This is a genomic window from Haliscomenobacter sp. (assembly GCF_033763495.1).
Lineage (GTDB): Bacteria > Bacteroidota > Bacteroidia > Chitinophagales > Saprospiraceae > Haliscomenobacter.
This window is the reverse complement of the sequence record NZ_JANRKL010000154.1, coordinates 1-24,453: the sequence shown is the minus strand read 5'-3', so window position 1 is coordinate 24,453 and position 24,453 is coordinate 1. Positions and strand designations below refer to the sequence as shown.

The 24,453-nt window shown below is 47.1% G+C and carries 20 protein-coding genes; 13 read left to right on the top strand and 7 right to left on the bottom strand.

Translation table 11 applies throughout. From position 1 onward, the window contains the following. Positions 1–7: 7 nt before the first annotated feature. Positions 8–2,470, bottom strand: coding sequence for an ABC transporter permease (locus SFV55_RS16135; RefSeq protein WP_320030558.1), 2,463 nt, complete (start codon positions 2,468–2,470; stop codon positions 8–10). A gap of 233 nt (positions 2,471–2,703) precedes the next feature. On the opposite strand from SFV55_RS16135, the gene SFV55_RS16130 reads away from it, so the two are divergent. The 3 genes from SFV55_RS16130 to SFV55_RS16120 all read left to right on the top strand — a co-directional run bounded on the left by SFV55_RS16130 (position 2,704) and on the right by SFV55_RS16120 (position 5,624). Continuing rightward, on the top strand, positions 2,704–3,594 hold the full coding sequence (locus SFV55_RS16130; protein ID WP_320030557.1) for a patatin-like phospholipase family protein: 891 nt from the start codon (positions 2,704–2,706) through the stop codon (positions 3,592–3,594). Positions 3,595–3,654: 60 nt separating this feature from the next. After that, positions 3,655–4,116 carry a GNAT family N-acetyltransferase gene (locus SFV55_RS16125; protein WP_320030556.1) on the top strand — a complete coding sequence of 154 codons (462 nt, stop codon included), beginning with the start codon at positions 3,655–3,657 and terminating at the stop codon, positions 4,114–4,116. A gap of 107 nt (positions 4,117–4,223) precedes the next feature. Beyond that, positions 4,224–5,624, top strand: coding sequence for an alpha/beta hydrolase (locus tag SFV55_RS16120; RefSeq protein WP_320030555.1), 1,401 nt, complete (start codon positions 4,224–4,226; stop codon positions 5,622–5,624). Positions 5,625–5,707: 83 nt separating this feature from the next. On the opposite strand, the gene SFV55_RS16115 is transcribed toward SFV55_RS16120, so the two are convergent. The 3 genes from SFV55_RS16115 to panC all read right to left on the bottom strand — a co-directional run bounded on the left by SFV55_RS16115 (position 5,708) and on the right by panC (position 10,848). After that, a complete protein-coding gene (locus SFV55_RS16115; RefSeq protein WP_320030554.1) occupies positions 5,708–8,152 on the bottom strand; it encodes an ABC transporter permease in 2,445 nt (814 codons plus the stop codon). Between the two features lie 177 nt (positions 8,153–8,329). Continuing rightward, positions 8,330–9,715 (bottom strand): radical SAM protein, encoded by a 1,386-nt coding sequence (locus SFV55_RS16110; protein WP_320030553.1) that lies wholly within the window; start codon positions 9,713–9,715, stop codon positions 8,330–8,332. 284 nt (positions 9,716–9,999) lie between these two features. Further along, entirely contained in the window at positions 10,000–10,848 is an 849-nt protein-coding gene (panC, locus tag SFV55_RS16105) for a pantoate--beta-alanine ligase (RefSeq protein ID WP_320030552.1), read from the bottom strand. Between the two features lie 189 nt (positions 10,849–11,037). On the opposite strand from panC, the gene SFV55_RS16100 reads away from it, so the two are divergent. From SFV55_RS16100 to SFV55_RS16075, 6 genes are all read left to right on the top strand, one after another. Further along, positions 11,038–11,859, top strand: a complete 822-nt coding sequence (locus tag SFV55_RS16100) for a glycogen/starch synthase (protein WP_320030551.1) — start codon at positions 11,038–11,040, stop codon at positions 11,857–11,859. A gap of 136 nt (positions 11,860–11,995) precedes the next feature. Further along, entirely contained in the window at positions 11,996–13,348 is a 1,353-nt protein-coding gene (locus SFV55_RS16095) for a DUF4270 family protein (protein WP_320030550.1), read from the top strand. A 132-nt stretch (positions 13,349–13,480) separates the two neighbouring features. Continuing rightward, on the top strand, positions 13,481–15,319 hold the full coding sequence (glmS, locus tag SFV55_RS16090) for a glutamine--fructose-6-phosphate transaminase (isomerizing) (protein ID WP_320030549.1): 1,839 nt from the start codon (positions 13,481–13,483) through the stop codon (positions 15,317–15,319). Positions 15,320–15,330: 11 nt separating this feature from the next. Beyond that, a complete protein-coding gene (locus SFV55_RS16085) occupies positions 15,331–16,089 on the top strand; it encodes a DUF4290 domain-containing protein (RefSeq protein ID WP_320030548.1) in 759 nt (252 codons plus the stop codon). A gap of 116 nt (positions 16,090–16,205) precedes the next feature. Further along, positions 16,206–17,516, top strand: a complete 1,311-nt coding sequence (gene murA, locus SFV55_RS16080) for a UDP-N-acetylglucosamine 1-carboxyvinyltransferase (RefSeq protein WP_320030547.1) — start codon at positions 16,206–16,208, stop codon at positions 17,514–17,516. Positions 17,517–17,618: 102 nt separating this feature from the next. Further along, on the top strand, positions 17,619–18,305 hold the full coding sequence (locus SFV55_RS16075) for a lysoplasmalogenase (protein WP_320030546.1): 687 nt from the start codon (positions 17,619–17,621) through the stop codon (positions 18,303–18,305). A gap of 216 nt (positions 18,306–18,521) precedes the next feature. Here SFV55_RS16075 and SFV55_RS16070 read toward each other — a convergent pair whose 3' ends face one another. After that, complete coding sequence (locus SFV55_RS16070) at positions 18,522–18,995, bottom strand: hypothetical protein (protein ID WP_320030545.1); 474 nt, start codon at positions 18,993–18,995, stop codon at positions 18,522–18,524. Between the two features lie 142 nt (positions 18,996–19,137). On the opposite strand from SFV55_RS16070, the gene SFV55_RS16065 reads away from it, so the two are divergent. Both SFV55_RS16065 and SFV55_RS16060 read left to right on the top strand, forming a co-directional pair. Next, positions 19,138–20,679, top strand: a complete 1,542-nt coding sequence (locus tag SFV55_RS16065; protein WP_320030544.1) for an MFS transporter — start codon at positions 19,138–19,140, stop codon at positions 20,677–20,679. A gap of 72 nt (positions 20,680–20,751) precedes the next feature. After that, positions 20,752–21,003 carry a DUF6814 family protein gene (locus tag SFV55_RS16060; RefSeq protein ID WP_320030543.1) on the top strand — a complete coding sequence of 84 codons (252 nt, stop codon included), beginning with the start codon at positions 20,752–20,754 and terminating at the stop codon, positions 21,001–21,003. A gap of 33 nt (positions 21,004–21,036) precedes the next feature. Here the strand turns inward: SFV55_RS16060 and SFV55_RS16055 are convergent, their stop codons facing one another. Then, the gene (locus tag SFV55_RS16055) at positions 21,037–21,987 is read right to left on the bottom strand and encodes a bifunctional helix-turn-helix transcriptional regulator/GNAT family N-acetyltransferase (RefSeq protein WP_320030542.1); all 951 of its coding nucleotides are present in this window, start codon (positions 21,985–21,987) and stop codon (positions 21,037–21,039) included. A gap of 166 nt (positions 21,988–22,153) precedes the next feature. Between SFV55_RS16055 and SFV55_RS16050 the strand changes: the two genes are divergently transcribed. Together SFV55_RS16050 and SFV55_RS16045 are read left to right on the top strand one after the other, a co-directional pair. Next, complete coding sequence (locus SFV55_RS16050) at positions 22,154–22,609, top strand: energy transducer TonB (RefSeq protein ID WP_320030541.1); 456 nt, start codon at positions 22,154–22,156, stop codon at positions 22,607–22,609. Next, complete coding sequence (locus tag SFV55_RS16045; protein ID WP_320030540.1) at positions 22,606–23,436, top strand: energy transducer TonB; 831 nt, start codon at positions 22,606–22,608, stop codon at positions 23,434–23,436. Before SFV55_RS16050 ends, SFV55_RS16045 begins: the two co-directional genes overlap by 4 nt. 9 nt (positions 23,437–23,445) lie before the next feature. On the opposite strand, the gene SFV55_RS16040 is transcribed toward SFV55_RS16045, so the two are convergent. Then, positions 23,446–24,159 (bottom strand): alpha/beta fold hydrolase, encoded by a 714-nt coding sequence (locus SFV55_RS16040; RefSeq protein WP_320030539.1) that lies wholly within the window; start codon positions 24,157–24,159, stop codon positions 23,446–23,448. Between the last annotated feature and the right edge of the window lie 294 nt (positions 24,160–24,453).

Genomic DNA, 24,453 nt, shown 5'->3' with positions numbered 1-24,453 from the left:
TTATGGCTCATTCACTTTTTAGGGACTTCACTGGATTGGCTAAAGCTGCTTTAATACTTTGAAAACTGATGGTCAAAAACGCAATCCCTACGGCCAGGACACCAGCCAACACAAACATCCACCACTGGATTTCAATTCGATAAGCAAAATCCTCCAGCCATTGTTTCATCAAATACCAGGCTACGGGTGAAGCAACTACTATGGCGATCAAAACCAATTTAATAAAATCCTTGGCTAACAAGGCCGTGATCCCCGACACCGAAGCCCCCAGTACCTTGCGAATGCCAATTTCCTTGACCCTTTGCTGCGTGGTAAAGGCGGCCAAACCGAACAAGCCCAAACAAGCCACTAAAATGGCCAAGAGAGCAAACACCGTAAACAAACGCCCCTGACTCAGCTCCGCAGCATACAGGCGATTGTAATTCGCATCGAGGAAATTGTAACTAAAGGGCAGATCTGGTGCTACTTTTTTCCAGGCGCTTTCCAGTCCTGCCAGGCTTTGTGGCAAATTATCTCCGTCCAATTTGACCGAAATAGACGAGTACCCTCCTCCAAAATCCGGGAAAAAGATCAGGGGTAGGATGTTTTCGTGCAGGCTTTCAAAATGGAAGTCCTTCATCACCCCGATGACTTCGCCGGGGCGATTGTTATAAGTGATCTGTTGACCTACTGCCTCCTTGGGGTTTTTCCAGCCCAGGTTGATCGCAGCCGTTTCGTTCAACAGGTATGCTTGGGTACTATCACTTGGATGTTCGCGGGTAAACGTGCGCCCTGCCAATAGGGGTATACCCAAGGTGGAAACAAAATCAAAATCCATAGTGACAAATTGTAAGCCCTTACCCACGGGTTCCTTGGAACTACCTACCCGCGCCTGTCCATAGCTATTGAGCAAACGTTCAGTTGGAATTTGTGAACTACGTCCAGCGTTGATTACTCCCGGCTGCCGCAAAAACTCCTCGCGCATGGCCGGGAATTTTTCTTCCAGGCGCGTAAACATGGGCAGGGTCACTACATAATCGCGGTCGTAACCCAGTTCTTTATTTTGAATAAAACGCAATTGTTTGAACACCACAAGTGTGGCAATGATCAAACCCGCCGACATGGCAAATTGCCCCACTACCAAACTTTTTCGCAGCAAATTGGCCACCTTGGCACCTCCTGTATTGGCCAATTTCGCCATTCGGTTGCCTTTGAGCACTTCCACTGGGCGGAAGGCTGAAAGGAAAAAGGCTGGGTACAATCCTGCCAGCACCCCTATTAAGACTGGAAAACCCAGCAATAGCAGCAAATCCTGCCAATGCCAGATTCCGTTCAAGGTGTAATTTTTGCCCGACATGAGGCTCAATAACTTCAGCCCACCCAAGTTGGTCAACACCAGCCCAATAAAGGTAGCAATGGCCGCCAAGAACACTGATTCGCCCAAAAACTGCCGAATGATCAGCCCACGATTGGCTCCCGATACTTTACGTACGCCAATTTCTCGTGCCCGCGTGGCAGCCTTGGCCGTAGAAAGGTTCATGTAATTCGCCCCCGCAATGCCCAAAATAAAGAGCGCAATCAAGGCAAACATCCACACCCGACTGCGGCTGCCATTTTCTTCCAGTTCGCTGGCAGTATGGCTGTCGAGGTGGATGTCGTTGAGGGCTTGCAGGTGTAATTGAGTTTCTTCGTGGGGTTTGAATTTGGGCTTGGGGCTATCTGCAAAAGCGGCTAGGTGTTTATCCAAAAATGCATCGAAGCGACTACTTATCGTTTCAGGTTCAACATTGGGGTTCAGGAGGAGATAGGTATAAAAGGCATTGTTAAACCAGTTGGTCTGTAAACGTTCCTTCCCGTACATGCGCTCGTCGTTCAGCGAACTAAAAGAAAACAAAAAACGAGGATGCATATGCGAATTAGCGGGCAAAGATTCATAAACTCCAGTTATCCGAAAAGGTATTTTGTTAGAAAAAAGTAAAATTTCCTGATTTTGGTAATTGCCCTGCGGAAAGTATTTTTTGGCCATTTCCTCCGAGAGCATCACACTGAAAGGCTCACGTAGTGCTGTTTTGGGGTTACCTTCTTTGACTTTTATATCAAAAATGTTAAACAAGTTCTCTTCTGTGAAAAAGAGATCACTTTCCAAAAATACCAGATCTTCCCTTTGCATGGCCACGTTGTCGTATTCCAAAAAGCGGATAGTCTGCTCAATGCCTGATATTTCTGCTTTCAACAAAGGTGCAAATGGTGGAGCCACTGCTCCAAGTTCTACCGTTTCACTAAGCCCTTCTGGATCAATAAAGGAACGGCTCACCCGATAAATGCGCTCGGATTTGCTGTGGAAACGATCGTAATTAGCTTCCTGACGCACGTACACAAAGATGGTCAAGCAGGCAGCGAGGCCAATGCTCAAGCCAAACAGGTTGATGGCACTGAATAGTTTGTCTTTGGCGAGATTGCGCAAGGCAATTTTGAGATAGTTCCTCCACATGGTTGGTTCCTTTTAGAGCTTCAACCTTTATTTCCTCAATTTTCATACCAGGCACACAATGTTTTATCAATCAATTTTTTATAAGCAAAGGCAATCCACATGGCCGTTCGAAACTGAACAATATTGTCCGAATCCGAAAATAAACCAACAGCATATAATTTTGATTGTCTTCCAATACCTATTCAAAAAACAAACCACCTTTAATGATCTTAAAACCAATCCTCCTATAAACAATGAACAACACCTACACCAACCTCGTATTCGAAGGCGGCGTCGTAAAAGGTATCGCCTACGCCGGGGCCCTGCAAGTACTTGAAAAAAGAGGCATATTAGCCCAAATCGAAAAAGTAGCTGGCACCTCTGCTGGCGCCATTACCGCTTGTCTGCTCAGTTTGAGGTACGACGCGACCTACATTACCAAAACCATCAAAAACCTGAATTTTAAGCAGTTTCAAGACAAAGAATGGTTTTGGAAAAAATTCTGGTATTATGGATTCCACCCCGGCGATGCTTTCCTCAAATGGCTGGAAAATCAAATTGCCACCTCTCAACATGGTTTGAGCTCCAATGCCACTTTTGCTGACTTTAATGCCAAAGGTTGCCGGGATTTACACGTTTTTGCCTCCGACATTTATACCCATCAGGTGCGAGAATTTTCGGTAAAAAAAAAGCCCGATGTAGTGGTAGCTGAAGCGGTTCGCGCCTATATGTCCATTCCCCTCTTTTTCAACGCCTGGCAGTTCCGAAACAACAATCCCGACGACCACTTGTATGTGGATGGCGGCATGGTGCTGAACTACCCCATCAATGTGTTTGATGAAGGAGATGAGCCGAATCCTGCCACCATCGGCTTCCGCCTGGAAGACCTGCATCAACGCAAAAAGTTGGACAAATTCGGGTATGGTGAATGGTATAAATACGTCAAAAACACCTTTGAAACCTTGCTCGAATCCCAAAACATCGACTACGCCAACGACCCTGAACAACGCCGCCGCAGCATAGCCCTCGATGATTTTGGCATCCTGGCTACCGATTTTAACCTGAGCGAAAAAATGAAGGAAGAGTTGATCAATTCAGGGATTGAATACACCGAAAAATTTCTTGGGCCTGTAAGCAATGCCTGAGCGAGCATTCGGATGTGGAAGGATTTGTATGTTTGTGCAGATTTTAAACACGCAACAACCATGCAGCCCAATATCACCATCCGTACTGCAACTCCTGCTGACCTCCCTTTTATCCAAGGGCTCCTCCCCAGTTACGCCGAATTTGGCTTGCCACCCTGGCGCGATGCCGAGGTGATGGTCAAGACGGATTCCGAAGTATTCGTAACCGCTCTACAAAATGGGGCAACCATTTTTATTGCCGAAGATCAGGCGCAAACCCCACTTGGTTTCATCCATTTGCACCCCGGCAGCGATCATTATTTTAAAGGGAAACAATGCCACATTTCTGACCTCATCGTAGCTCCTGCCGGGAGAGGCCAGGGTGTCGGCAAAGTGCTAATGGCCAAAGCAGAGGACTGGGCCATCAGCGAGGGATATGAAAGGTTGACTTTGAATGTTTTTGCCGGGAATGAACGGGCGCGGAAGTTGTATGAGGAACTAGGGTTTGGGGCGGATGTGGTGAAGTATGTGAAGGAGATTTGAAGGAGGGCTCAGGGTGGAAAATTTATGCTGAGCTTGTCGAAGTAATCCCTTATTTTTGGTCTCAAGCGCTCCCGTTACAACAAGTCTAATGTTTAAAATCACTGTATATGAAAAAGATAGCACTGTCATTGTGGGCAATTTTTATGTCCTACCTGGTTTTTGGGCAAGACATTACTGGGCAATGGAACGGTGTGTTAAAAGTTCAGGGCATCCAATTAAGGATAGTTTTCAATGTCAGTAAAACGGATGCTGGATTCAGTTCAACCATGGACAGCCCAGACCAGGGCGCAAAAGACATCCCGGTAACGACTACCAGCTTTGAAAATTCAACGTTAAAACTCGCAATTTCAAGCGCAAAAATTGAATACGAGGGTGTTTTAGGGAATGACAATGTTGTCGTTGGCAATTTTAAACAAGCTGGACAATCTTTTCCCTTGAACTTATCTAAAAAAGCGATTGAAAAAGAAAAACCAGCCAGGCCGCAAGAGCCAAGCAAACCTTATCCCTACTATTCAGAAGACGTAAGCTTTGAAAATACCAAAGCAGGCATCACCTTAGCCGGGACATTGACCTTGCCGCAAAAGCAGGGCGTATTTCCTGCGGTAGTTTTGATAAGTGGAAGTGGTGCTCAAAATAGAGATGAGGAATTATTGGGGCATAAACCATTTCTGGTATTGTCCGATTATTTAACCAAAAACGGAATAGCCGTTCTGCGCTTTGACGACCGAGGAACGGCAGCCTCAAAAGGTGATTTTAAAACGGCTACCTCATTGGATTTTTCAAGCGATGTTGAAGCAGGAGTAAACTATTTGCTGTCCAGAAAAGAAATAAACAAAAAGAAAATAGGCCTAATTGGGCATAGTGAAGGGGGCATCATTGCCCCGATGGTTGCCACGCATTCCAAAGCCATTGCTTTTATCGTTTTGTTGGCAGGAACGGGAATTCCAGGTGACCAATTGCTGCTGTTGCAGCAAGAGTTAATCGGCAAAGCAGCTGGCACTGTGGATTCCGTTTTACAAAAGAACCTTAAAATCAACCAAGGCGCTTTTGATATTGTTGCACAATCCACAAATACTGAACAGTTAAACACTGCTTTAACGACCTATTTCAAACAAACCATAAAAGATATTCTAAGCGCCGAAAGGCCAGCAGGAATGAGTGAAGATGATCTGTTAAAAATGATAGTGGGTCAACTTACCAGCCCCTGGATGCAATATTTCATCAAATACGATCCAGCTATTGCATTGGAAAAAGTGAAATGCCCGGTTTTGGCTATTAATGGAGAAAAGGATTTACAAGTTCCTCCCAAAATAAATTTAGCAGCAATAAAAAAAGCATTGACAAAAGCCAGGAACAAAAAAGTAACCACAAAAGAGCTGCCAAACCTGAACCACTTGTTTCAAGAATGTAAAACCGGCTCACCAACTGAATACGCCAGCATTGAACAAACATTTTCGCCAATCGCATTGAACGAAGTATTGCAATGGCTAAAAATTCATACAAAATAAACCTTTGTGCTCAGTTGGACTTCAACCCTTAGAGTGGGGCAAAGTCCAACTGAGCATCGGTAAATTTGAACAAAATGGGCGTTTTATTCACTCCGTAGCGACTTCACCGGATTCGTCAACGCCGCCTTCACACTTTGCAAACTCACCGTCAAAAACGCGATCCCTACTGCACCTGCGCCCGCCAGGGCAAACATCCACCATTGCAACTCGACCCGGTTGGCAAAATCAGCCAGCCATTGGTTCATGAAGTACCAGGCCAGGGGCGAAGCAATCAAGATGGCAATCACCACCAGTTGCAGAAAGTCCTTGGCGATCAAGGAAGTGAGCCCGGCAATGGAGGCGCCCAGCACTTTGCGGATACCAATTTCTTTGGTGCGGTTCAAGACCGACAAGGTAGCCAGTCCAAACAAACCCAAACAAGCCAGAAAGATGGAGATGCCTCCAGCCCAGGAAATGATGCGTCCCAGGCGGGCTTCGGATTGGTAAAAATCGTTGAGGTTTTGATCCAGAAAGCTGTATTTAAAGGGAAGGGTTGGTTCCAGTTTTTTCCACTCCTGCTGTAAAGCCGCCAAAGCCGGAGCCGGGTCGCCAGGGTGAATGCGCACAAAATATTTAAAGGGCACATAACTCGGAAATTGGTGAAACATCTGCGGTTCTACCGCCACCTTCATCGTCAAAAAATGGAAGTCTTTAACCACTCCCACTACGGTGGGCAGAGGGTTGGCAGGATCTTCGTAGTATCCCAGTAGTCGTTGCCCAATGGCTGTTTCGGGTGTCCAGCCAAAGTAGCGCATCATACTTTCATTGATGACCACCGAGTTGATGGTGTCCAGGGCAAATTTGGGGTCAAAATTGCGACCAGCCACGATTTGCATGTTCAAGATTTTAATGAAGTCGGCATCGACAAAATACTCGTACACTTCACGGTGAACGTTGTCGTGTACCCAACCCGAACGACTCCAACCTTGAGCTGCCCCAAGGCCAAGCTCTGAACCCGCCACTCCAATGACTTCCGGACGGGCATTCGCGGCCTGTTTGAACAAGGGGAAAATCCGCTCTGAATCGGTATCACTTGCATCAACCACAACTATATTTTCCCGATTGAAGCCCGGGTTTTTTGAACGCATGAAGTCCAATTGGCGCAAAATCACCAAAGTTGAAACGATCAAACCAATCGACAATACAAACTGGCCAGTAACCAAAGACTTGGTAAACAAATTGGCACCACCCAGGCGAATTTTACTTTTCAGAATTTCTACTGGCCGGAATCCCGACAAAACCAGCGCCGGATAACTACCTGCCAAAAGCCCGGTCAGGAGTACCAGCCCACCAAGCATCCACGTCAATTCAGGAAATTGTTGGAAGGAAAAAACCAGTTGTCTGTTGGCCAATTGGTTGAACATGGGCAACATCACGCGCATCAGCAACAGCCCCAACAAGGCGGAAATACTAGCCAGCATTACTGATTCAACCAAAAATTGCCCGATCAGTGCCGTTCTTCCACTGCCCATCACCTTGCGCACGCCTACCTCCCGCGCCCGTGCCGCCGAACGGCCAATGGACAAGGTGGTAAAATTGATGCCAGCAATGGCCAAAATCCCGGCTGCGATACCCAGCAAAATCCAAATGCTACGGGGTTGGATCGGGGGCACCTGACCACCCCCCACCAAAGTTTGGGTATGCATGGCGCGCAGGGGTTGCAGGCCATAGGTCACTGGAGCGCCTTTGCCTTTCCAAAAACCATTGGCGCGCAATTCCTTCTCCTCCCCAGGGTAATATTTTTGGCGAAACTGCAAGAGGCGTTTTTTATCCGTAGCCAGGCCACTCCCCTCACGCAGTTTGACAAAAGTAAAGTAGGCGGAATGGTTCCAATTCACTTTGCGTTCGATCATGCTAGGCGAAGCCAATAATTTATCAAAATTGCCGATGGCTTCAAATTGAATACTGGTATTGGAGGGCATGTCCTGGGCAACAGCGGTTACGACAAAGGGCTCAAAATCCGTTTCCATTTTGACTTCCAGCACCCGCCCAATGGGATTGGGCTCGCCGAAGAGTTGCAGCGCAATTTTTTTGGTCAACACGATACTATTGAGTTCGGACAAGGCTTTGGCCTTATAGCCGTACTCCAGAGGGAAAGTAAACACGTCGAGAAACTGTGGGTCGGCAAAACAGATGTTCAGGCGAGAAACGGTGCCATCGACCCGCACAAAGCTTTCCCCCCAGGGCTCCCGAAAGCGGGTGTAATTTTCCACATCCGGGAAATCTGCCTTCAGCGCTGGCCCCAGTGGAACGGGCAAATAAGGATCCCCCTCGGTTCCTTCATTGTTCATGTCTTCTGTCCAGCGATACATTCTGAAAATACGCTCGTTGTCGGCATGAAAGCGGTCGTAGTTGAACTCATTGACCGCAAAGAGCAACAACAAAGTAAAACAAGCCAAACCAATGCTCAGGCTCAGGACATTGATAAAGGAAAGTCCTTTTTGTTTCAAAAGATCGCGCAAGGCGATTTTAAGGTAGCTTTTTAGCATGGTGTTCTTTTTTCAGGGTGATGGAGCGAATACACAATAAGCTGCGAATCAGAAGATTCTGCCCCAAATTCCATACCAATCGCCTAATTTCCTGTTAATCAAAAAAATAGCACTAACCAAATGCTAAAAAAGCGTTCGTTTGTGAACAAAAGTGTTCGTTTATGAAAGGAAGTTAGACTAGATGCCCTCACCCAGTTCAGTGGCCGCAAAGTACTGAGGTTCCCTAAGTGGTAGTACCTTTTCAGTTGCTCTTTTGGACATGTCGATGGGGTAGTTGCCACGCAATTTTTTCAAACAATAAAAGCTGTTCATAAAAAACGTCATTAAAAAGGCGCCTCTCCGCAAGCGTAGCCCTCTGATGATTCTCAATAGTGAATTTTTAAAGCTAAAACTGCGTTTCCACAAGTCCCGATGCGCCTGCAACAAGGTCGTTGGAGTGAGGTTTTTGGGTTGAAAAGCGACATTGTAGCCATTGTAAAAATTCCAGCTTCGCTCGTCCAACATTCGCTCTTCTTGCTTCAGTTGTTCATACAAGCTGGTGCCTTTAAACGGAGTCATGATGCTCAAAAAAGGTACGTCGATGCCTATTTTCATGAGTTCGTCCGCCATGTTCACAATGCTGGTATAATCATCATGGTCAAAACCAGCGATAAAGCCGGACATGACCGCAATGCCTCTTTTCCTGATCTCGCTTACTGCCGTTTTGTAGTGTTCAATTTTGTTTTGCCGCTTGTTGGCATCCTTCAAAGACTCTTGCCCAAAGGATTCAATGCCCAAAAACACCCCGATACAGCCCGAGGCTTTCATCAAATCCAGCAACTCCGCATCTTTGGCAATATCCATACTGGCCTGGGTCAGCCACCATTTTTTCAAGGGGATCATCTCCTTGAGCAAGGCTTTGATGTAGGGCCTGCGGATGGTTAGATTGTCGTCCCAAAACCAGACCACCTTTCTTTGCCACCAATAAGGGAAATCATCATACGCAGCATCCCGGATCACATCTTCAATCGGGCGCAATCGGAATCCTGGATTCAAAGAAGGTACGGTACAAAAGGAACAGGTAAATGGACAACCACGAGTCGCTTGGAGTACTTTTTTGATGAAAAATTTGTTGGGCAACAAATCGTAACGGGGAGTGGGCAGGTTTTTCATGTCGCAGGGCGTGCCTCGGTAGATGTCCTTTAGGGCGCCTTTTTCGGCGTCCTGCAAGATCAGCTCCCAGACATTTTCCACTTCACCGGTGGCGATTGCATCGAAGTATTGCAGGGATTCTTCCTCGTTGTACGTCACGTGCGGCCCGCCACCAATGACCATCTTATTGCGCTGCTTGAAGGCATTGGCCAACTGAAAGGCGGCATTGGCGAAACCACTGAAAAAAGAAATGGCGATCAAATCGGCATCAGTATTGTAATCGATGGCTTCTACTTGTTGGTGAATGACTCGGACCAGGTGCTTTTTAGGGGTAAGGGCGGCTAGGTGAATGCCCGTGATGGGGGGCACAAAATCTTTCTCGTGGCCGAACTCGTAGCGCTGGATGTAGGCGATGATGATGTCGATTTTCATGGTGGCGGATTTAAATAAAAGTACTTTGTATTTCAAAGTTACTGATAAAAACTGAATTCGCAAATTTTGCGGAGGTATAGTCCAAAATAAAATGGGTTGAATCCAGTCGACGGTTTGCTAGGCAGGTGCGGTTACACAGGCGATATGGGTGTTATAATCCATTGTTAGTGACTATACACTTTTCTTATCCAGGTATGTCAGTATAATTTATAATTAAGTTTTGGCGATTTTCAAGGTGACAATTATTTTTATCATCATGTAACTGCCCATACCTCATCCTTTAACTACCGCTTCAGCTCCAAATTATCAATCAACCTCACTTCCCCCACCCAACTCGCCACACAGGCCACGATCCATTCGTGGGTTGCGGGCTCAACTACGGGCAGCAATGTACGCCCATCCACAATTTGAAAATACTCCGGCCTAAATTCGGGTAAACTCAGCTTGCGTATTGCTTCCACTTCGATTTCGGCAGTGGGCAGGATACCCAACTGCGCCTTGGCCCAGCTCAAAGTCTGGTAAATCGCAGGTGCAGCAGCTCGTTGTTCGGGGCTCAGGCGTACATTCCGTGAACTCATGGCCAGGCCATCGGTTTCCCGCACAGTGGGCACCATCACCAGTTCCACGGGCAAGGTCAATTGCCTGATCATATGCCCCACGATGCTGAATTGTTGAAAATCTTTTTGCCCCATGTACAAACGATCGGGCTGCACAATATCGAGCAGGCGTTTGACCACCTGGGCCATGCCCTGAAAATGCCCGGGTCGGAAGGCCCCTTCCATCACTTTGTCCAGTTGTCCCAAGTCCAGTTGGAAGGTCGTTTCCAGGCCTGGCGGATAAATTTCCTCTACTGGGGGCATAAAAACAACTTCTGTACCAACCGATTCCAGCATAGCGAGGTCTTTCTCTGGTGTACGCGGATATTTTTCCAAGTCTTTGGGATCATTGAATTGCGTAGGATTCACAAAAATGCTGCACACTGTACAAGCATTGTGCACTTTGCTGTGGCGAATCAAATCGAGGTGCCCTGAATGAAGAGCACCCATGGTTGGTGCAAATCCAATCTGCTCGCCCAATCGGCGGCGAGAATTGAGGTAATGCTGAAGTTCACTAAGGGTGCGGTACAAAAACATCGTTGGCAATGAATTGTTATTATGTTGAGGATAAGAAAATTGGCGCAATTTAGGAATGACTTGGAAACAAGTTGCTCATTAATAAGGAAAAGTGCTCAATATTTCTTACTTTTGCAACTCGTTCGTAGTTGCCTTGTCAAAAATCTGTTTTGCAGAGGTAAAAACAGGGCAAAATAATGTCCCGGCTATATGAGTAAGAAGAAAGTGCTGATTGTGACGCAAGAAATGGAGCCTTATACTGTCGCTTCCGAGATTGCAGCTATGGCTCGAAAACTGCCACAACACATCCAGGAAAACGGGCTGGAAATCAGGGTGTTAATGCCAAGATTTGGTTCTATCAACGAGCGAAGGCATCGACTCCACGAAGTGGTTAGGCTTTCCGGGATGAACATTATTGTTGACGATGACGATTACCCACTCATCATCAAGGTCGCCTCGTTGCAAGAAGCACGGATGCAAGTCTACTTTTTGGACAACGATGACTTTTTCCGACGCAAATCGGTTTTTGTAGATGATAGTGGGGTTCCTTTTGATGACAACGCCGATCGAGCGGTGTTTTTCTGCAAAGGAGTTATCGAAACCGTGAAAAAATTTGGTTGGCCACCCGATGTTGTACATTGCCTGGGGCCAATGACCAGTTTGATTCCATTCTACCTCAAGTCTGCTTACAAAAGTGATCCTTTGTTTCAGAACACCAAAGTAGTTTATTCGGTGTACAATGAAGCCTTGGAAGATTCTTTCAATCTGGAAACCTTTTTGGCTAAAGCAGGCATCAACAACATCTCCGCCGAAGAACTGGCTGCTTACGAAACGGATGGAGCAGTAACCCTGCACAAAGGGGCAATTGCATTCGCCGATGGAGTGGTCAAAGGCAGTCACAGTTACAGTGAGGACATCCAGGCGATTTTGGCACAAACCGACAAACCGGTGATCAATGGCCAAAGTCCGGAGGACCTGCCTGAAATTATGGAATTCTACCAAACTTTAATGGGCCAGATTGTGGCAGAATAGTTGAGTAGTTGAGGGGTTACAATTGAGTAATCGGTCGCTGAGCGTAGTCGAAGCGCCGACTACTCAATTGCTCAACCCCTCAACTACTCAACCCCTACATTATCTCAACCATTACGATTAATTTTTACACTTCACCATGAAGCATTTTAGTAGTTACCTGACTGTTTTAGGCTTGAGCCTGGCTACTGTTTTTTCCTGTACCAACCCCATCGATACAGGTTCGGACTTATTGGATGAAGACCTGGTCAATATCCAAGCTGTGGATACTTTCAAAATTATAACCACAGCAGTCCCCGGAGATTCCTTGTTGGTTTATTCCATTCCCACGAATTCTTCCAGTGGTTTTATTTCCCGGTATTTTTTGGGCAAAATGAATGACCCAATCATGGGGTTGACGGATGTAGCCATTCAAACCCAACTGGTTCCTGCTGTGCAGATACACCCGGGCTTGGGCATCACGGTCGACTCCATGGTATTGGTGCTCCCCTACAGCACTGCCAACATTTATGGTGATAAGGCTCAGCGGTATGATCTGGAAATCCGGGAACTTGCGGATTCATTTGCCCTTGACAAAAATTATTACAGCAATCAAAAATTACCGGTTTCAGCCGAGGTTTTGCAAGCCCAATCTTTTGCAGTAAACTTTGATTCAATTAAAATCAAGGAATATTCGAGCAGCACGGGTACTGAAACCAAAGTCCCCCCTCAGTTGCGCATCCGTTTGAACAACACTAAGTTTCAGACCAAACTATTAGGCATCGATACAGCTGTTTACAAAAACCGGGTTAAGTTCATTAAAGAATTTTACGGTCTGCAATTGAATGCTACCAATCTGGGTAAGGCCCTGGCTGCTTTTGACCTCAGTTCCACTCGTGCTGGTTTGTACCTTTATTACAAAACGGCTGCTGGTACTGCTACAGAATACCGCTACGTATTTGGTTTTGTAGCTGCCAATTCCATTTCCCGCGACCGAGGCACCAGTTTATTGGGCAAATACCTCGCAGGCGAACCCAATCAGGAATACATTTTATTACAAGGGCAAGAAGGAGCCAACAGCAAGTTTTCCATCCCCAGCCTCAAAAACCTGAAAAACGTCATCATCAACAAGGCTGAATTGGTCCTCAATGTGGCCAACGTCCCCGGCGATGAATCCGTATTTTTTACACCCAGCCCTCGCATTCTGGCCATGTATCGCAACGATAAAGGTCAACTTACTGTAGTTGAAGATTTTAATAATGCCTCCCAGGCAGGTAATCTTGATCCTTTTTATGGAGGGGCCTACGTCAGTGGAACAAATAATGAACCAGGCTCATATACTATAAACCTGAGTGCACACGTTCAAAATATGATCAAAGGGAAAGTGCCAAACGAAATTTACCTCAAAGCTTTCCCTCTAGCCGAATCAGCCGCAAGAACCACCCTGTACCGAGCAGATCACCCTCTATACGGTGCAAAATTAAAGTTATATTATACCCAACTTGGGCAGTAATAAGAAGAGCGAAAAATGAAAAGTGAAAAGTTGGCTACCGCAGCGACTTGTTAAGCATGACATGTCAAAGTCGCTGCGGTAGCTTATTTTTCATTTTTCACTTTTCATTTTTCACTTAATAGCTAGTAGAACATGTGTGGAATCGTCGCTTATTTAGGCGCTGCGGACGCCTACCCAAAACTCATCAAAGGATTAAAAAGGCTGGAGTACCGAGGATACGACAGCTCGGGAGTTGCCCTTCACAACGGCGACCTGTTGGTGTACAAAAAGAAAGGTAAGGTCAGCGATCTAGAGGCTCATGCCGCAGGAAAACCGCTGCAAGCTTCGATTGGCATCGGACATACCCGCTGGGCCACCCACGGCGAGCCCAATGACGTAAATGCCCACCCGCACCTTTCTTCCAATGGCCGCCTGGCCCTGGTTCACAATGGCATCATTGAAAATTACGATTTGTTAAAAACGGCGCTCCTGAAAGAAGGACACGTTTTTCACAGCGATACCGATACCGAAGTTTTGGTCAATCTGATCCAGGCTGTACAAGATCGGGACCAACTCCCTCTGGAGGAAGCGGTCCGTTTGGCGCTTACCCGGGTGGTAGGTGCTTATGCAATTGTGGTAATGGACCAGCAAGAGCCCACTAAACTGGTGGCCGCCCGTAAAGCAAGCCCATTGGTATTGGGCTTGGGCGATCAAGAGTTTTTAGTGGCCTCCGATGCCACCCCAATTGTAGAGCATACCAATCGGGTGATTTACCTCAACGATGAAGAAATTGCTGTGCTGCACCGCGATGGGCATTACGACATTCGGAGCATCAACAACGAAAAACAAACGCCCTTCATCCACGAATTGGACATGAAGATCGAGTTGTTGGAAAAAGGAGGCTACGATTATTTCATGCTTAAGGAAATCCACGAGCAACCCAACACCCTCCGCGATTGTATGCGGGGGCGCATCAATGCGGATGAGGGCTGGATTCATCTGGGTGGCCTGGCCGAATATGCAGCCAAAATATCCAGGGCCAAACGTTTTGTGATGATTGGTTGCGGTACTTCCTGGCACGCGGGCTTGATTGGAGAATACCTGTTTGAAGATCTGGCGCGTATCCCCGTGGAAGTAGAATACGCTTCCGAGTTTCGTTACCGCAACCCGGTCATTTCTGAAAAAGACGTGGTCATTGCCATTTCTCAATCGGGGGAAACGGCGGATACTTTAGCTGCTTTGGAAATTGCCAAGGAAAAAGGCGCTTTCCTGTATGGTATTGTCAACTCAGTAGGCTCATCCATTGCGCGGACTACCCATGCTGGTTCGTACATCCACGCCGGACCAGAAATTGGCGTAGCGTCCACCAAGGCATTTACCGGGCAAGTTACCCTCCTGACCCTCATGGCTTTGTACCTAGCCCACCATCGGGGTACCATTTCGGAGCAATATTATCATAAATTGATCGCGGAATTGGCCCAAATCCCAGAAAAGATTAAAAAGGTATTGCAACAAGACGATAAGATCAAGTATATTGCAGCGGAAATCAAAGACCACCACAACGCCATTTATTTGGGGCGGGGGTATAATTTTCCGGTTGCGCTGGAAGGAGCACTTAAGCTAAAAGAAATTTCCTACATCCACGCCGAAGGTTATCCGGCTGCGGAAATGAAACATGGCCCAATTGCGCTCATCGATGAAAACATGCCAGTCATTGTCATTGCTACCAATCGCAGCGCCTACGATAAAATCGTCAGCAATATCCAGGAGGTCAAAGCACGCAAAGGCAGAGTCATTGCAGTAGTGCCTGAAGGCGATGATACCATCAGCCGGATTGCCGACTACACCATTGAAATACCTTCAACCGAAGACCCGCTTTCGCCCCTGTTATCGGTTATTCCGCTACAATTGCTTTCGTATTACACTGCAGTAATGAGAGGATGTAATGTAGATCAACCACGCAACCTGGCCAAATCAGTCACGGTAGAATAGAAACCATAAAAATGAGCAACAAAGAAGCCGTAACCACCATGGGGTACAACTCTCAAAAGGATGAATTGATCATCCCCGAGTATGGGAGGAATGTACAAAACATGATACTTTACGCAAAAGAAATAGCGGACGATCGCACCCGCCAGCATGTTGTAGAGGAAATCGTCAACATGATGATGATGATGCACCCTCAAAACCGGAACCTGGAAGATTACCGCGTCAAACTCTGGCGCCACGTTTTTAAAATCGCCAATTACGACCTCCGCGTAACGCCACCCAATGGCATTACGCCTTCTTCAGATGACGACAACAAAAAACCGGACAAGGTCAATTACCCAACCGCTGAGCCCGGTTTTCGCCACTATGGCAACAATGTGCAACGCCTGATTCGCCGCGCCCTGGAAATGGAGCCGGGAGCCAAGCGCAATGGTTTTGTTGCCACCATTGCTTCGTATATGAAGTTGGCTTACCGCACCTGGAACAAAGAGCACTTTGTCAGTGACGATGTCATCAAAACTGACCTGGAGATCATCTCTCAAGGCCAATTGTCGTTGGATGAGTTGGGTTCCATCGAAAACCTGACGCCCGCCCACCAAGGCAACAACATGAACAACAATAACCGCCGCCGCACCAACAACCAGGGTGGCAGCAACAACCGTCAGCAGCGCAGCAACAATGGTGGGGGCGGTGGTCGCTCTTCCTACGGTGGTCGCCAGCAAAACAACAACAGTGGCGGCTTCAAACAACAGAGGAACAATAAACGGAAATAAGGAATTGGTTTGAAAATAAAGACACCCAATATCCAACGGCACTTCGGCTTCGCTCAGTGACCATTGGATATTGGGTGTCTTTATTTTCAATCTAAGTTCCAGGAACAATTTTACAAATGACTCTCGACGCTTTTGAAGTCATCGGCGGCCAGCCCCTGTCCGGTGAAATAATACCCCAAGGCGCTAAAAACGAAGCGCTGCAGGTGTTGTGTGCACCCTTGCTCTCCGCTGAAAAAGTTACCATCGCCAATGTACCCCAAATCCAGGATGTAGTGCTCCTCATTGAGCTCCTGGAAGGCCTTGGCGTAAAGGTGGAAAAAACCAGCCCTGGCACTTATGTTTTTCAGGCCGACGACATCAATTTGGTCTACCTCAATTCGGCTGAATTCCTTAATAAAGCGAGCAAAATTCGCGGTTCAGTGATGCTGATTGGCCCGCTGTTGGCCCGTTTTGGCAAAGCCTTTTTGCCCAAACCCGGTGGTGATAAAATTGGCCGTCGCCGTTTGGATACCCACTTTTTGGGCTTACAATCCCTGGGTGCCGAGTTCAAATTTGATGGTGACCTCAACGTTTATTTTGTAGAAGCCAAAGCACTCCGTGGCACCTACATCCTGATGGACGAAATTTCGGTGACGGGTACGGCGAATGTGGTGATGGCTGCGGTACTAGCCAAAGGCACTACCACCATCTACAACGCCGCTTGTGAGCCTTACGTCCAACAATTGTGCAAACTGCTCAACCGCATGGGCGCCCGCATCAGTGGGGTAGGTTCCAATCTATTGATCATTGAGGGAGTGGAAAGCCTGGGTGGTGCCGAGCACCGCATGCTGCCCGACATGATTGAAGTAGGTAGTTTCATCGGTTTAGCGGCCATGACTCAGTCCGACCTGACCATCAAAGGCGCCGGAGTAGCCGATTTGGGCATCATCCCCCATATGTTTGAACGAATGGGCATTGCAATGGAGATTCAGGGCGACAACATCCGTATTCCGGCCCAGGAACATTACGAAATCCAGAGTTTCATCGATGGCTCGATCATGACTATTTACGATGCGCCCTGGCCGGGTTTCACGCCCGACTTGATGAGTATCATGCTGGTGGTGGCTACGCAGGCCCGCGGCAGTGTGCTGATTCACCAAAAGATGTTTGAAAGCCGCCTGTTCTTTGTAGACAAACTGATTGATATGGGTGCACAAATCATCCTTTGTGATCCCCACCGGGCCACCGTGATTGGCCTCGACCGTCGGCAACCCCTGCGGGGCATTTCGATGACTTCGCCGGACATTCGCGCCGGAGTAGCGCTATTGATCGCAGCACTTTCGGCCAAAGGCAAAAGTGTGATCCACAACGTGAATCAGATTGACAGGGGGTATCAGTTTATCGAGCAGCGCTTGAGGAATATTGGGGCGCAGATTGCGAGGATTTAAGTATTTTAGGGCAAAATTTTTTGTTCTTAAGCAGTGGGGCAATAAAAACAAGTGCTCATTTTCCTGAGCACTTGTTTTTATTGCCCCTAATTCAGTCCTGCCATGCAACTCAAAGAAAAAACCATCCTGCTCGTTTTTGCCATCGCGTCCATTGGCAATTTAGCCTCTACCGTTCTTGATTCCAGTATGCTCAATTATGCAACCAAGCCTCTTTTGTTGCTGCCACTGTTGATGGCCTGGCAATCCATCACCCTGTTAAAAACCCGCTTTGATCGGCTCATTGCCGGAGCCTTCCTTTTTTCGTGGTTTGGAGATTTGCTCTTGATGATGGTATCGAGTACCTGGGGGCAAAATGTGCCTTTTTTCATCCTAGGTCTGGGGAGTTTTTTGGTGGCGCACCTGTTTTTTATAAGCGCATTTTGGCACTGGAAAGGCCAACGTACAGGGCTGATTCAACAAAAGCCCTGGCTCTTGTTGCTCTTTTTACTGTTTTGGGGCATATTGATGTACATCCTCTGGCCGGGTTTGGGCGATTTGCGGATTCCGGTCACGGCATATAGTTTGGTAATCATTGTGATGACGGCTAGCGCGCACAATTTGTGGAACCTCCTGGCGGCACCAGCCAAGAGTTATTTGAGCATCGGTACCATTCTGTTTGTGCTCTCGGATAGTTTGATCGCCGTGAATAAGTTCGCCAATCCTTTTGTCGGGGCATCTTTTGCCATCATGCTCACTTACATTGTGGCGCAGTATTTGATTTATTTGGGAGCGAAGGGGATGAGAGGATAGGATGTATAGCTCAACTACTTGACATTTTGTTCGGAGGACATCAATTGCCACGTGCTTTAGCGCGTGGATGGGAATTGCCTTTTGATGGGCTTTAGCCCAATATTAATCTTTATGCGAGGGCTAAAGCCCATTTTCAAAAAAATCCTGCTATCCACGCGCTAAAGCACGTGGCAATTGATGTCCTATGCGTCTCAAAAGCAAAAATATCCTATAGATCTACGGCTGCCCCGTATTCCGGTACCGCCAAACCGAACGAATCATCCGAAAAGGCAAAATCGCCAGAGCAATGACACTCCCCACTCCGAATAAAATGAACTCATTGCGTATGTATTGCACCATGGCCCGGGAGGTTTTTACAGGCAAAAGCCCCACTAAATCTTCTGGCTCGTTGTAATCCAGAAATACCTGGAAACGGTTCATTTCCTGAATGAGCAAAAAAGCGGCCGGGATGGTCACACAAATCAAGGCCACTTTTAACCACTGGATTTTGGCCAAAAAAGTGGTGCGCAATAAAAAAATGTAACGCGCCACGGTAATAAAGGTGACGATGTAAATGATGTTGACTCGCCAAAATGGGTAGCCCTCCGTGTAGAAATAGATGGGTGCCAATACCAGGGCCACAAATAAACCCGTAAGCAGCCACCATAACAACTCCAGGCGGAGTTTTTGTGCGTTGGATATTTCTTGCATGACATTTTTGATAAAAACTGCGCAAAGGTAGGCAAACCACTCTATTTTTTTGCTGCTCATAAAAAAGACTACAAAACGCCGAATGGTTATTTGGGTGAATCAAATTTATTTGCTAACCTTGAAAATTATTGAAACTATAAACATGACAAGCACATCAACCGCAAAAAACGTGGACTTGACCACGGAAGAAAAAAAGACCATTCGGGCCGTTATTCTCGCCTCTTCGGTAGGCACCTTGATCGAATGGTACGACTTTTACATCTTTGGCGCACTGGCGTCGATCATTTCCACCAAATTTTTTCCGGCTAGCAACCCTACGGCAGCCTATCTTTCGGTACTGGCTACTTTTGCAGCAGGTTTTATCGTGCGTCCCTTTGGTGCGTTGGTATTTGGCCGTTTGGGCGACCTGGTTGGTAGGAAATATACCTTTTTGCTGACCTTGATCATCATGGGTGGCTCCACTTTTGCCATTGGTTTGGTACCCAGTTATGCGGCCATAGGCGCGGCGGCACCGCTCTTGGTATTGCTGCTGCGTTTGTTGCAAGGTTTGGCCTTGGGTGGAGAATACGGCGGAGCGGCTACATATGTGGCCGAACACTCGCCCGCCCATCAACGCGGGTATTACACCAGTTGGATTCAAACCACAGCTACCCTGGGCTTGTTCCTGGCCCTCGGGGTGATCCTGCTGACACGCAACACCATGGGTGTGGCCAGTTTTGGCGAATGGGGCTGGCGGATTCCCTTTATTGTATCGGCATTTTTGATTGGCATTTCGATTTACATCCGCTTGCGCATGAACGAGTCGCCCTTGTTCCGCAAAATCAAGGCGGAAGGCAAGGTATCTGCTAATCCACTTAAGGACTCCTTTACCAAACGTGCCAATATGAAGATGGTGTTGCTGGCCTTGTTTGGGGCTACCATGGGGCAAGGTGTGGTGTGGTACACGGGGCAGTTTTATGCACTTTCCTTTATTGAAAAAACCTGTAGCATTGAATTTGTCCAGGCGCGCAACATCATCTTGATTGCCCTGGCCATTGCCACACCGGCATTTGTGCTATTTGGCTGGTTGAGCGACAAAATTGGCCGCAAGTTCATCATGCTGGCGGGGATGTTACTGGCCATTGTGACTTACCGCCCGATTTACCATGCCATGTTCACAACCTCCGATCTGGCTCAAAAGCAGGAAATTACCGCTCAAACGAGCAGCACGAATAGTACCGAAAATGTAGCCGGGGGCACTTTGACCACCACGGTGATCACCAAAGCTTACACCGACGGAACGAGCTACAAAGAAACGACCAAAACCACCCAATTGACCGACGCTGCGGCCACTGCGCCCAAGCCGGTAATCACCAAGGAAGTAACGCTTAGTTCCAATGGTTTTTGGCTGATGATTTTCCTGATTGTCATTCAGGTGATTTATGTAACGATGGTTTATGGGCCAATTGCCGCCTTTCTGGTGGAAATTTTCCCCACTCGCATTCGCTACAGCTCCATGTCGCTGCCCTATCACATTGGCAACGGGATTTTTGGTGGACTCACACCCTATATCGCAACCCGCTTTACCACCAGCATGGGTGATCCTTACGCGGGACTGTGGTGGCCCATCATCATTGCGGCATTGTGTTTTGTGATCGGGGCCATTTATTTGTCGAACAAGGTTGATCCAAACGTTGGGGATTGATTTGTTGCGCAGTTGCACGCCAAACTGCACAGGCAGACAAGATTTTTAATTTTTCAGGAAAACAAACGAGCAATGAACTCACTCAAAAGAATACTTGGTCTGGTTTGGATGGTTTTGGGCCCCGCCAGCATCATTTTTGGGATAATGCAAGCCATGCGCGAACTGTCGCCCAATGCAGCAGTTCCTCCAACCCAGGAAACCTATACTTTCTGGATCATCATTTTAGCCATTTTTGTGCCGATTGCAGCGGGGATGTCCTTGATGGGCTACTACGCCTGGCAGGGGGATTATGACCATTTGGATGAGGAAAGAGGAGTGGAGTGAGTTAAAAACTTTGAATGCCTATGAATTGGGCATTTACAACTCCACCATCATCTGAATGTTGCTCCGCTCATACGGAGAAGGATAGCCGCTGATTTTTTCAAAACCCAGCTTGTAATAAAGGTTGATTGCTGGTTTGAGCAGGGTATTGCTTTCCAAAAATACATTCCTGGCGCCCAATTCCCTGGCCTTGTCCAGGATGGCTTTGCCGAGTAAAAAACCGATGCTTTTGCCTTGGGCCGCCGGACTAACCGCCATTTTTCCCAACTCGTAGTCAAATACTGGATGGTCTTTTTTGATTAAAGCACATACTCCCACGGGTTGACCCTGGTACAAGGCCACCAAAATGTGCCCGCCTTTATCCAAAATATAACTTTGAGGGTGATCCAGTGCCTGGTAATCAGCAGGCTCCATTTTGAAGTATTTGGAAATCCACTCGACGTTCAAATCCCGAAAAGCTTGTTGGTAAACCGGGGTGTAGTCCACAATTTTTACGGCCTGGCTTTCCCGTGCCTTGCGCTGTTCGATCACTCTTTGCAACAAGGATTTTTGACTGAGCAAAAACTCCCATTCTTCGATGGCTTTCCACAAGTCGTGGTTACTTTGGGCCATGATGGCCTCGATGGCATTGCCAACGTCTTCGAATTGAGGTGCAATTTTTGCGTTGATGGCCAAACCCAGTTCAGAGAGGCTGACCAGGTTTTTGCGGGCATCATTTTCGTCGCTGCCAAAGGTAATCAAACCACTTTTTGCCATTTCGCGGATGATCTTGCTGACCGAAACATGGGAGTGTTCAATTTCTTCGGCGATGCTGGTGATGGTTTTTGCTTCGCCGCCAGAGAGGACGTAATACACCGGGAACCACTTGGGTTGAAGCGTCACGCCGTAAAGGGTGTAAATCTGGGCAGCGTCCTCGGTGATCCATTCACTCAAACGCCGCAGGCGGGTACCAATGGCTTTTTTGCCAGTTTGTTCGAAAAATGACATGAGCAAGGTGTTTTTTATTTAAGTTACGTAACCAGTTACAAAACTAGTTTTTATTTTGATTTGTGCAAATTTTAAGCTTGATTTTTACAAAAAATGAAGGCTGCACACCAAAACAGGAATAGGCTTCATCTACTCCGATATATTTTCAACTTCAAATCAAAAAACAATGCGGATAAACCTTCCTGGGGTGAGTAGCCTGGCGCTACTGCTCGTGCTATCATCGTGTGAGTTGCTGGAGGAACTGGAAGCTCCGGTGTCCCCCGAGTTGAGTGAACAGGGATGTCAGTTGCCTTCATACATTTGTGCCACTGCCGAATATGCTGAGCATATGCCTAAATACCCCGGTGGGCATGAAAAAATGATGCAATTCCTTGCTGAACATATTGAGTGGCCTAAAGAATTTGATACCGGATGTATTCAAGGCACTGTTGTTGTACGGTTTACGGTTGAACAAAGCGGGAAACTTAACTCAGCCAGAATAGCAAAAAGTTTATATCCAGCTTTTGATGCAATTGGCCTTCAAGTTGTACAAAAAATGCCCAATTGGTTACCTGGTACTACCAAAGAGGGCACCCCGATAGCTATGGAAATGAATTTACCCATTAGATTTCGCCTGGAATGAATACAAGAATTAACCGAGTCCTCAGCTTAGCTGTGTTAATCCTGGCGCCCCTTCTCCTTTTTGCTCAGCATGAAGAACTCCTGAATTCGCCGCCGCCGCTCGATACCCTCCATTTCCCAGTCTACCCAGGCTGTTACGATCCTGCGTTGAGTGAGCAGGAGCTGTTCCGCTGTACACGGGAATGCCTGGCTACCCTGATCTACGCCAACCTGGAACGGCCTGCGGAAAAAATGGCGGATAGCGGATACGTCAAAATCAAAATCCATGTCAATGCAGATGGGACTTTGTATGATTTTGAGGTCACCGAAGGTTTAAATCCCTTATTGGACAGTGCCGTGCTGCGCGTTTTTAACAAGGTGATTTCAGAAGACGGCTGGCGGCCTGCTTATATTCATGGTCAGCCCGTGAGTGCTGAGTTCGCGGCCTGGGTGAAATACAATCCTGATATGGCAGGGGATAATGTATTGTTGTTGCGTCAGTTGAGTGAAAGTATTTACAAGGAGCACCTGCCAGGTTGTATTTTTATTACAGAGCATATGCCTTCTTTTCCGGGAGGAAGCACTGCATTGATGAAATTTATTGCTGAAAACCTAGAATTGGCACCAAAATCTAAGGACTGTTATTCTGGTACGATGACAGTTGTTCAATTTATTATAGACGAAAAAGGGAAAATTACTTCTCCCAAAATCGTAAGAAGTATTCATCCAGACATTGACGATGCATGCCTTAACCTGATTGCCAAAATGCCCAATTGGTTACCTGCCGAACAACGAGGCCAGCCCGTACGAATGCAGATGATGTTACCAATCCGCATTCGTATAGAGTAGATATTCAGCTTACAAATCCAGTAATATCTCTACCAATTCAGCCGGTTTGCTAAAAAAAGGCGAGTGGCTCGTCTCCATGGAGTACACCTTTTGACAAGGCATTTCTGTATACATCTTGCGTTGGATGAAGGGGGTGACGGCTTTATCCAGGGTGCATTCGATGTATACCCGGGGTACGGAGCCAAACTTTTCAGGGCTTAGTTGCAGGGGTGTCATGCCAGACTCAATGGGTTCAGCACTGAGTAGCACCCGTGCCAATTGTTCAATGTGTGGATCACAGTCAGCATACAAACCTTCGTGGTAAATGGTGGGATCGAGGGTAGACGTTTTTCCATTTTCGTGCAGTTTTACATAAGGTTTTAGTACCCCTTCGGTATCCTGGATGGAGTATTCGCGCTGGGTTTTCCCATTGGGGATCAGGTAAGCAGCCAGGTACACCAGTTTTTCAATCTTTTCAGGGCGGTATTCGGCCACCTGAGAAATCACGATGCCATTTTTGCTATGACCTACCAAAATTACCTGGCCTTCGATGGCATCGATACAATCACAAACGGCTTGTACACTTTTTTCCAGGGTCACTTCCTGTACGGGAGTTTTGTCTCGACCCATGCCAGGCAAATCGATCGAGATAGCCCGGTACCCCAGCTTTTCCAAAATCGGCACAACACGGTGCCAGTTCCAGGAGCCATGCCATGACCCGTGGATCAAAATGAATGTTTTCATACGGTGGATTCTTGTAAATTTGATGGCTCAAAATTCGGGTATAAACCTGGAGTTAAAAACCCGAATCTTGCGGTTTCTTTTTTCCCAAAGGTGCAGGCTGAATTGGGGAGTCTTTGATAGGAACGCGGAGCATACCAAAGCGACCTTTTTAAAGCACAAAGGACACCAAGGAAAGCACAAAGGGCACAAAGAAAACGTCGTCAACGTCTAACTTTGTGCCCTTTGTGCTTTCCTTGGTGTCCTTTGTGCTCAAAAAAACACTTTGGAAAACCAAAACCTACGCGCGCTGCATCT

Excerpts from the sequence above, each read along its gene's own strand:
- panC (WP_320030552.1), bottom strand. The coding sequence starts at position 10,848 with ATGTTTTTGTACCGCACCCTTAGTGAACTTCAGCATTACCTCAATTCT.
- SFV55_RS16050 (WP_320030541.1), top strand. The coding sequence starts at position 22,154 with ATGCGGATAAACCTTCCTGGGGTGAGTAGCCTGGCGCTACTGCTCGTG.
- SFV55_RS16110 (WP_320030553.1), bottom strand. The coding sequence starts at position 9,715 with ATGAAAATCGACATCATCATCGCCTACATCCAGCGCTACGAGTTCGGC.
- SFV55_RS16085 (WP_320030548.1), top strand. The coding sequence starts at position 15,331 with ATGAGCAACAAAGAAGCCGTAACCACCATGGGGTACAACTCTCAAAAG.
- SFV55_RS16095 (WP_320030550.1), top strand. The coding sequence starts at position 11,996 with ATGAAGCATTTTAGTAGTTACCTGACTGTTTTAGGCTTGAGCCTGGCT.
- SFV55_RS16100 (WP_320030551.1), top strand. The coding sequence starts at position 11,038 with ATGAGTAAGAAGAAAGTGCTGATTGTGACGCAAGAAATGGAGCCTTAT.
- SFV55_RS16060 (WP_320030543.1), top strand. The coding sequence starts at position 20,752 with ATGAACTCACTCAAAAGAATACTTGGTCTGGTTTGGATGGTTTTGGGC.
- SFV55_RS16115 (WP_320030554.1), bottom strand. The coding sequence starts at position 8,152 with ATGCTAAAAAGCTACCTTAAAATCGCCTTGCGCGATCTTTTGAAACAA.
- SFV55_RS16120 (WP_320030555.1), top strand. The coding sequence starts at position 4,224 with ATGAAAAAGATAGCACTGTCATTGTGGGCAATTTTTATGTCCTACCTG.
- SFV55_RS16065 (WP_320030544.1), top strand. The coding sequence starts at position 19,138 with ATGACAAGCACATCAACCGCAAAAAACGTGGACTTGACCACGGAAGAA.
- SFV55_RS16040 (WP_320030539.1), bottom strand. The coding sequence starts at position 24,159 with ATGAAAACATTCATTTTGATCCACGGGTCATGGCATGGCTCCTGGAAC.
- SFV55_RS16130 (WP_320030557.1), top strand. The coding sequence starts at position 2,704 with ATGAACAACACCTACACCAACCTCGTATTCGAAGGCGGCGTCGTAAAA.
- SFV55_RS16045 (WP_320030540.1), top strand. The coding sequence starts at position 22,606 with ATGAATACAAGAATTAACCGAGTCCTCAGCTTAGCTGTGTTAATCCTG.
- SFV55_RS16125 (WP_320030556.1), top strand. The coding sequence starts at position 3,655 with ATGCAGCCCAATATCACCATCCGTACTGCAACTCCTGCTGACCTCCCT.
- glmS (WP_320030549.1), top strand. The coding sequence starts at position 13,481 with ATGTGTGGAATCGTCGCTTATTTAGGCGCTGCGGACGCCTACCCAAAA.
- SFV55_RS16135 (WP_320030558.1), bottom strand. The coding sequence starts at position 2,470 with ATGTGGAGGAACTATCTCAAAATTGCCTTGCGCAATCTCGCCAAAGAC.
- SFV55_RS16075 (WP_320030546.1), top strand. The coding sequence starts at position 17,619 with ATGCAACTCAAAGAAAAAACCATCCTGCTCGTTTTTGCCATCGCGTCC.
- murA (WP_320030547.1), top strand. The coding sequence starts at position 16,206 with ATGACTCTCGACGCTTTTGAAGTCATCGGCGGCCAGCCCCTGTCCGGT.
- SFV55_RS16055 (WP_320030542.1), bottom strand. The coding sequence starts at position 21,987 with ATGTCATTTTTCGAACAAACTGGCAAAAAAGCCATTGGTACCCGCCTG.
- SFV55_RS16070 (WP_320030545.1), bottom strand. The coding sequence starts at position 18,995 with ATGCAAGAAATATCCAACGCACAAAAACTCCGCCTGGAGTTGTTATGG.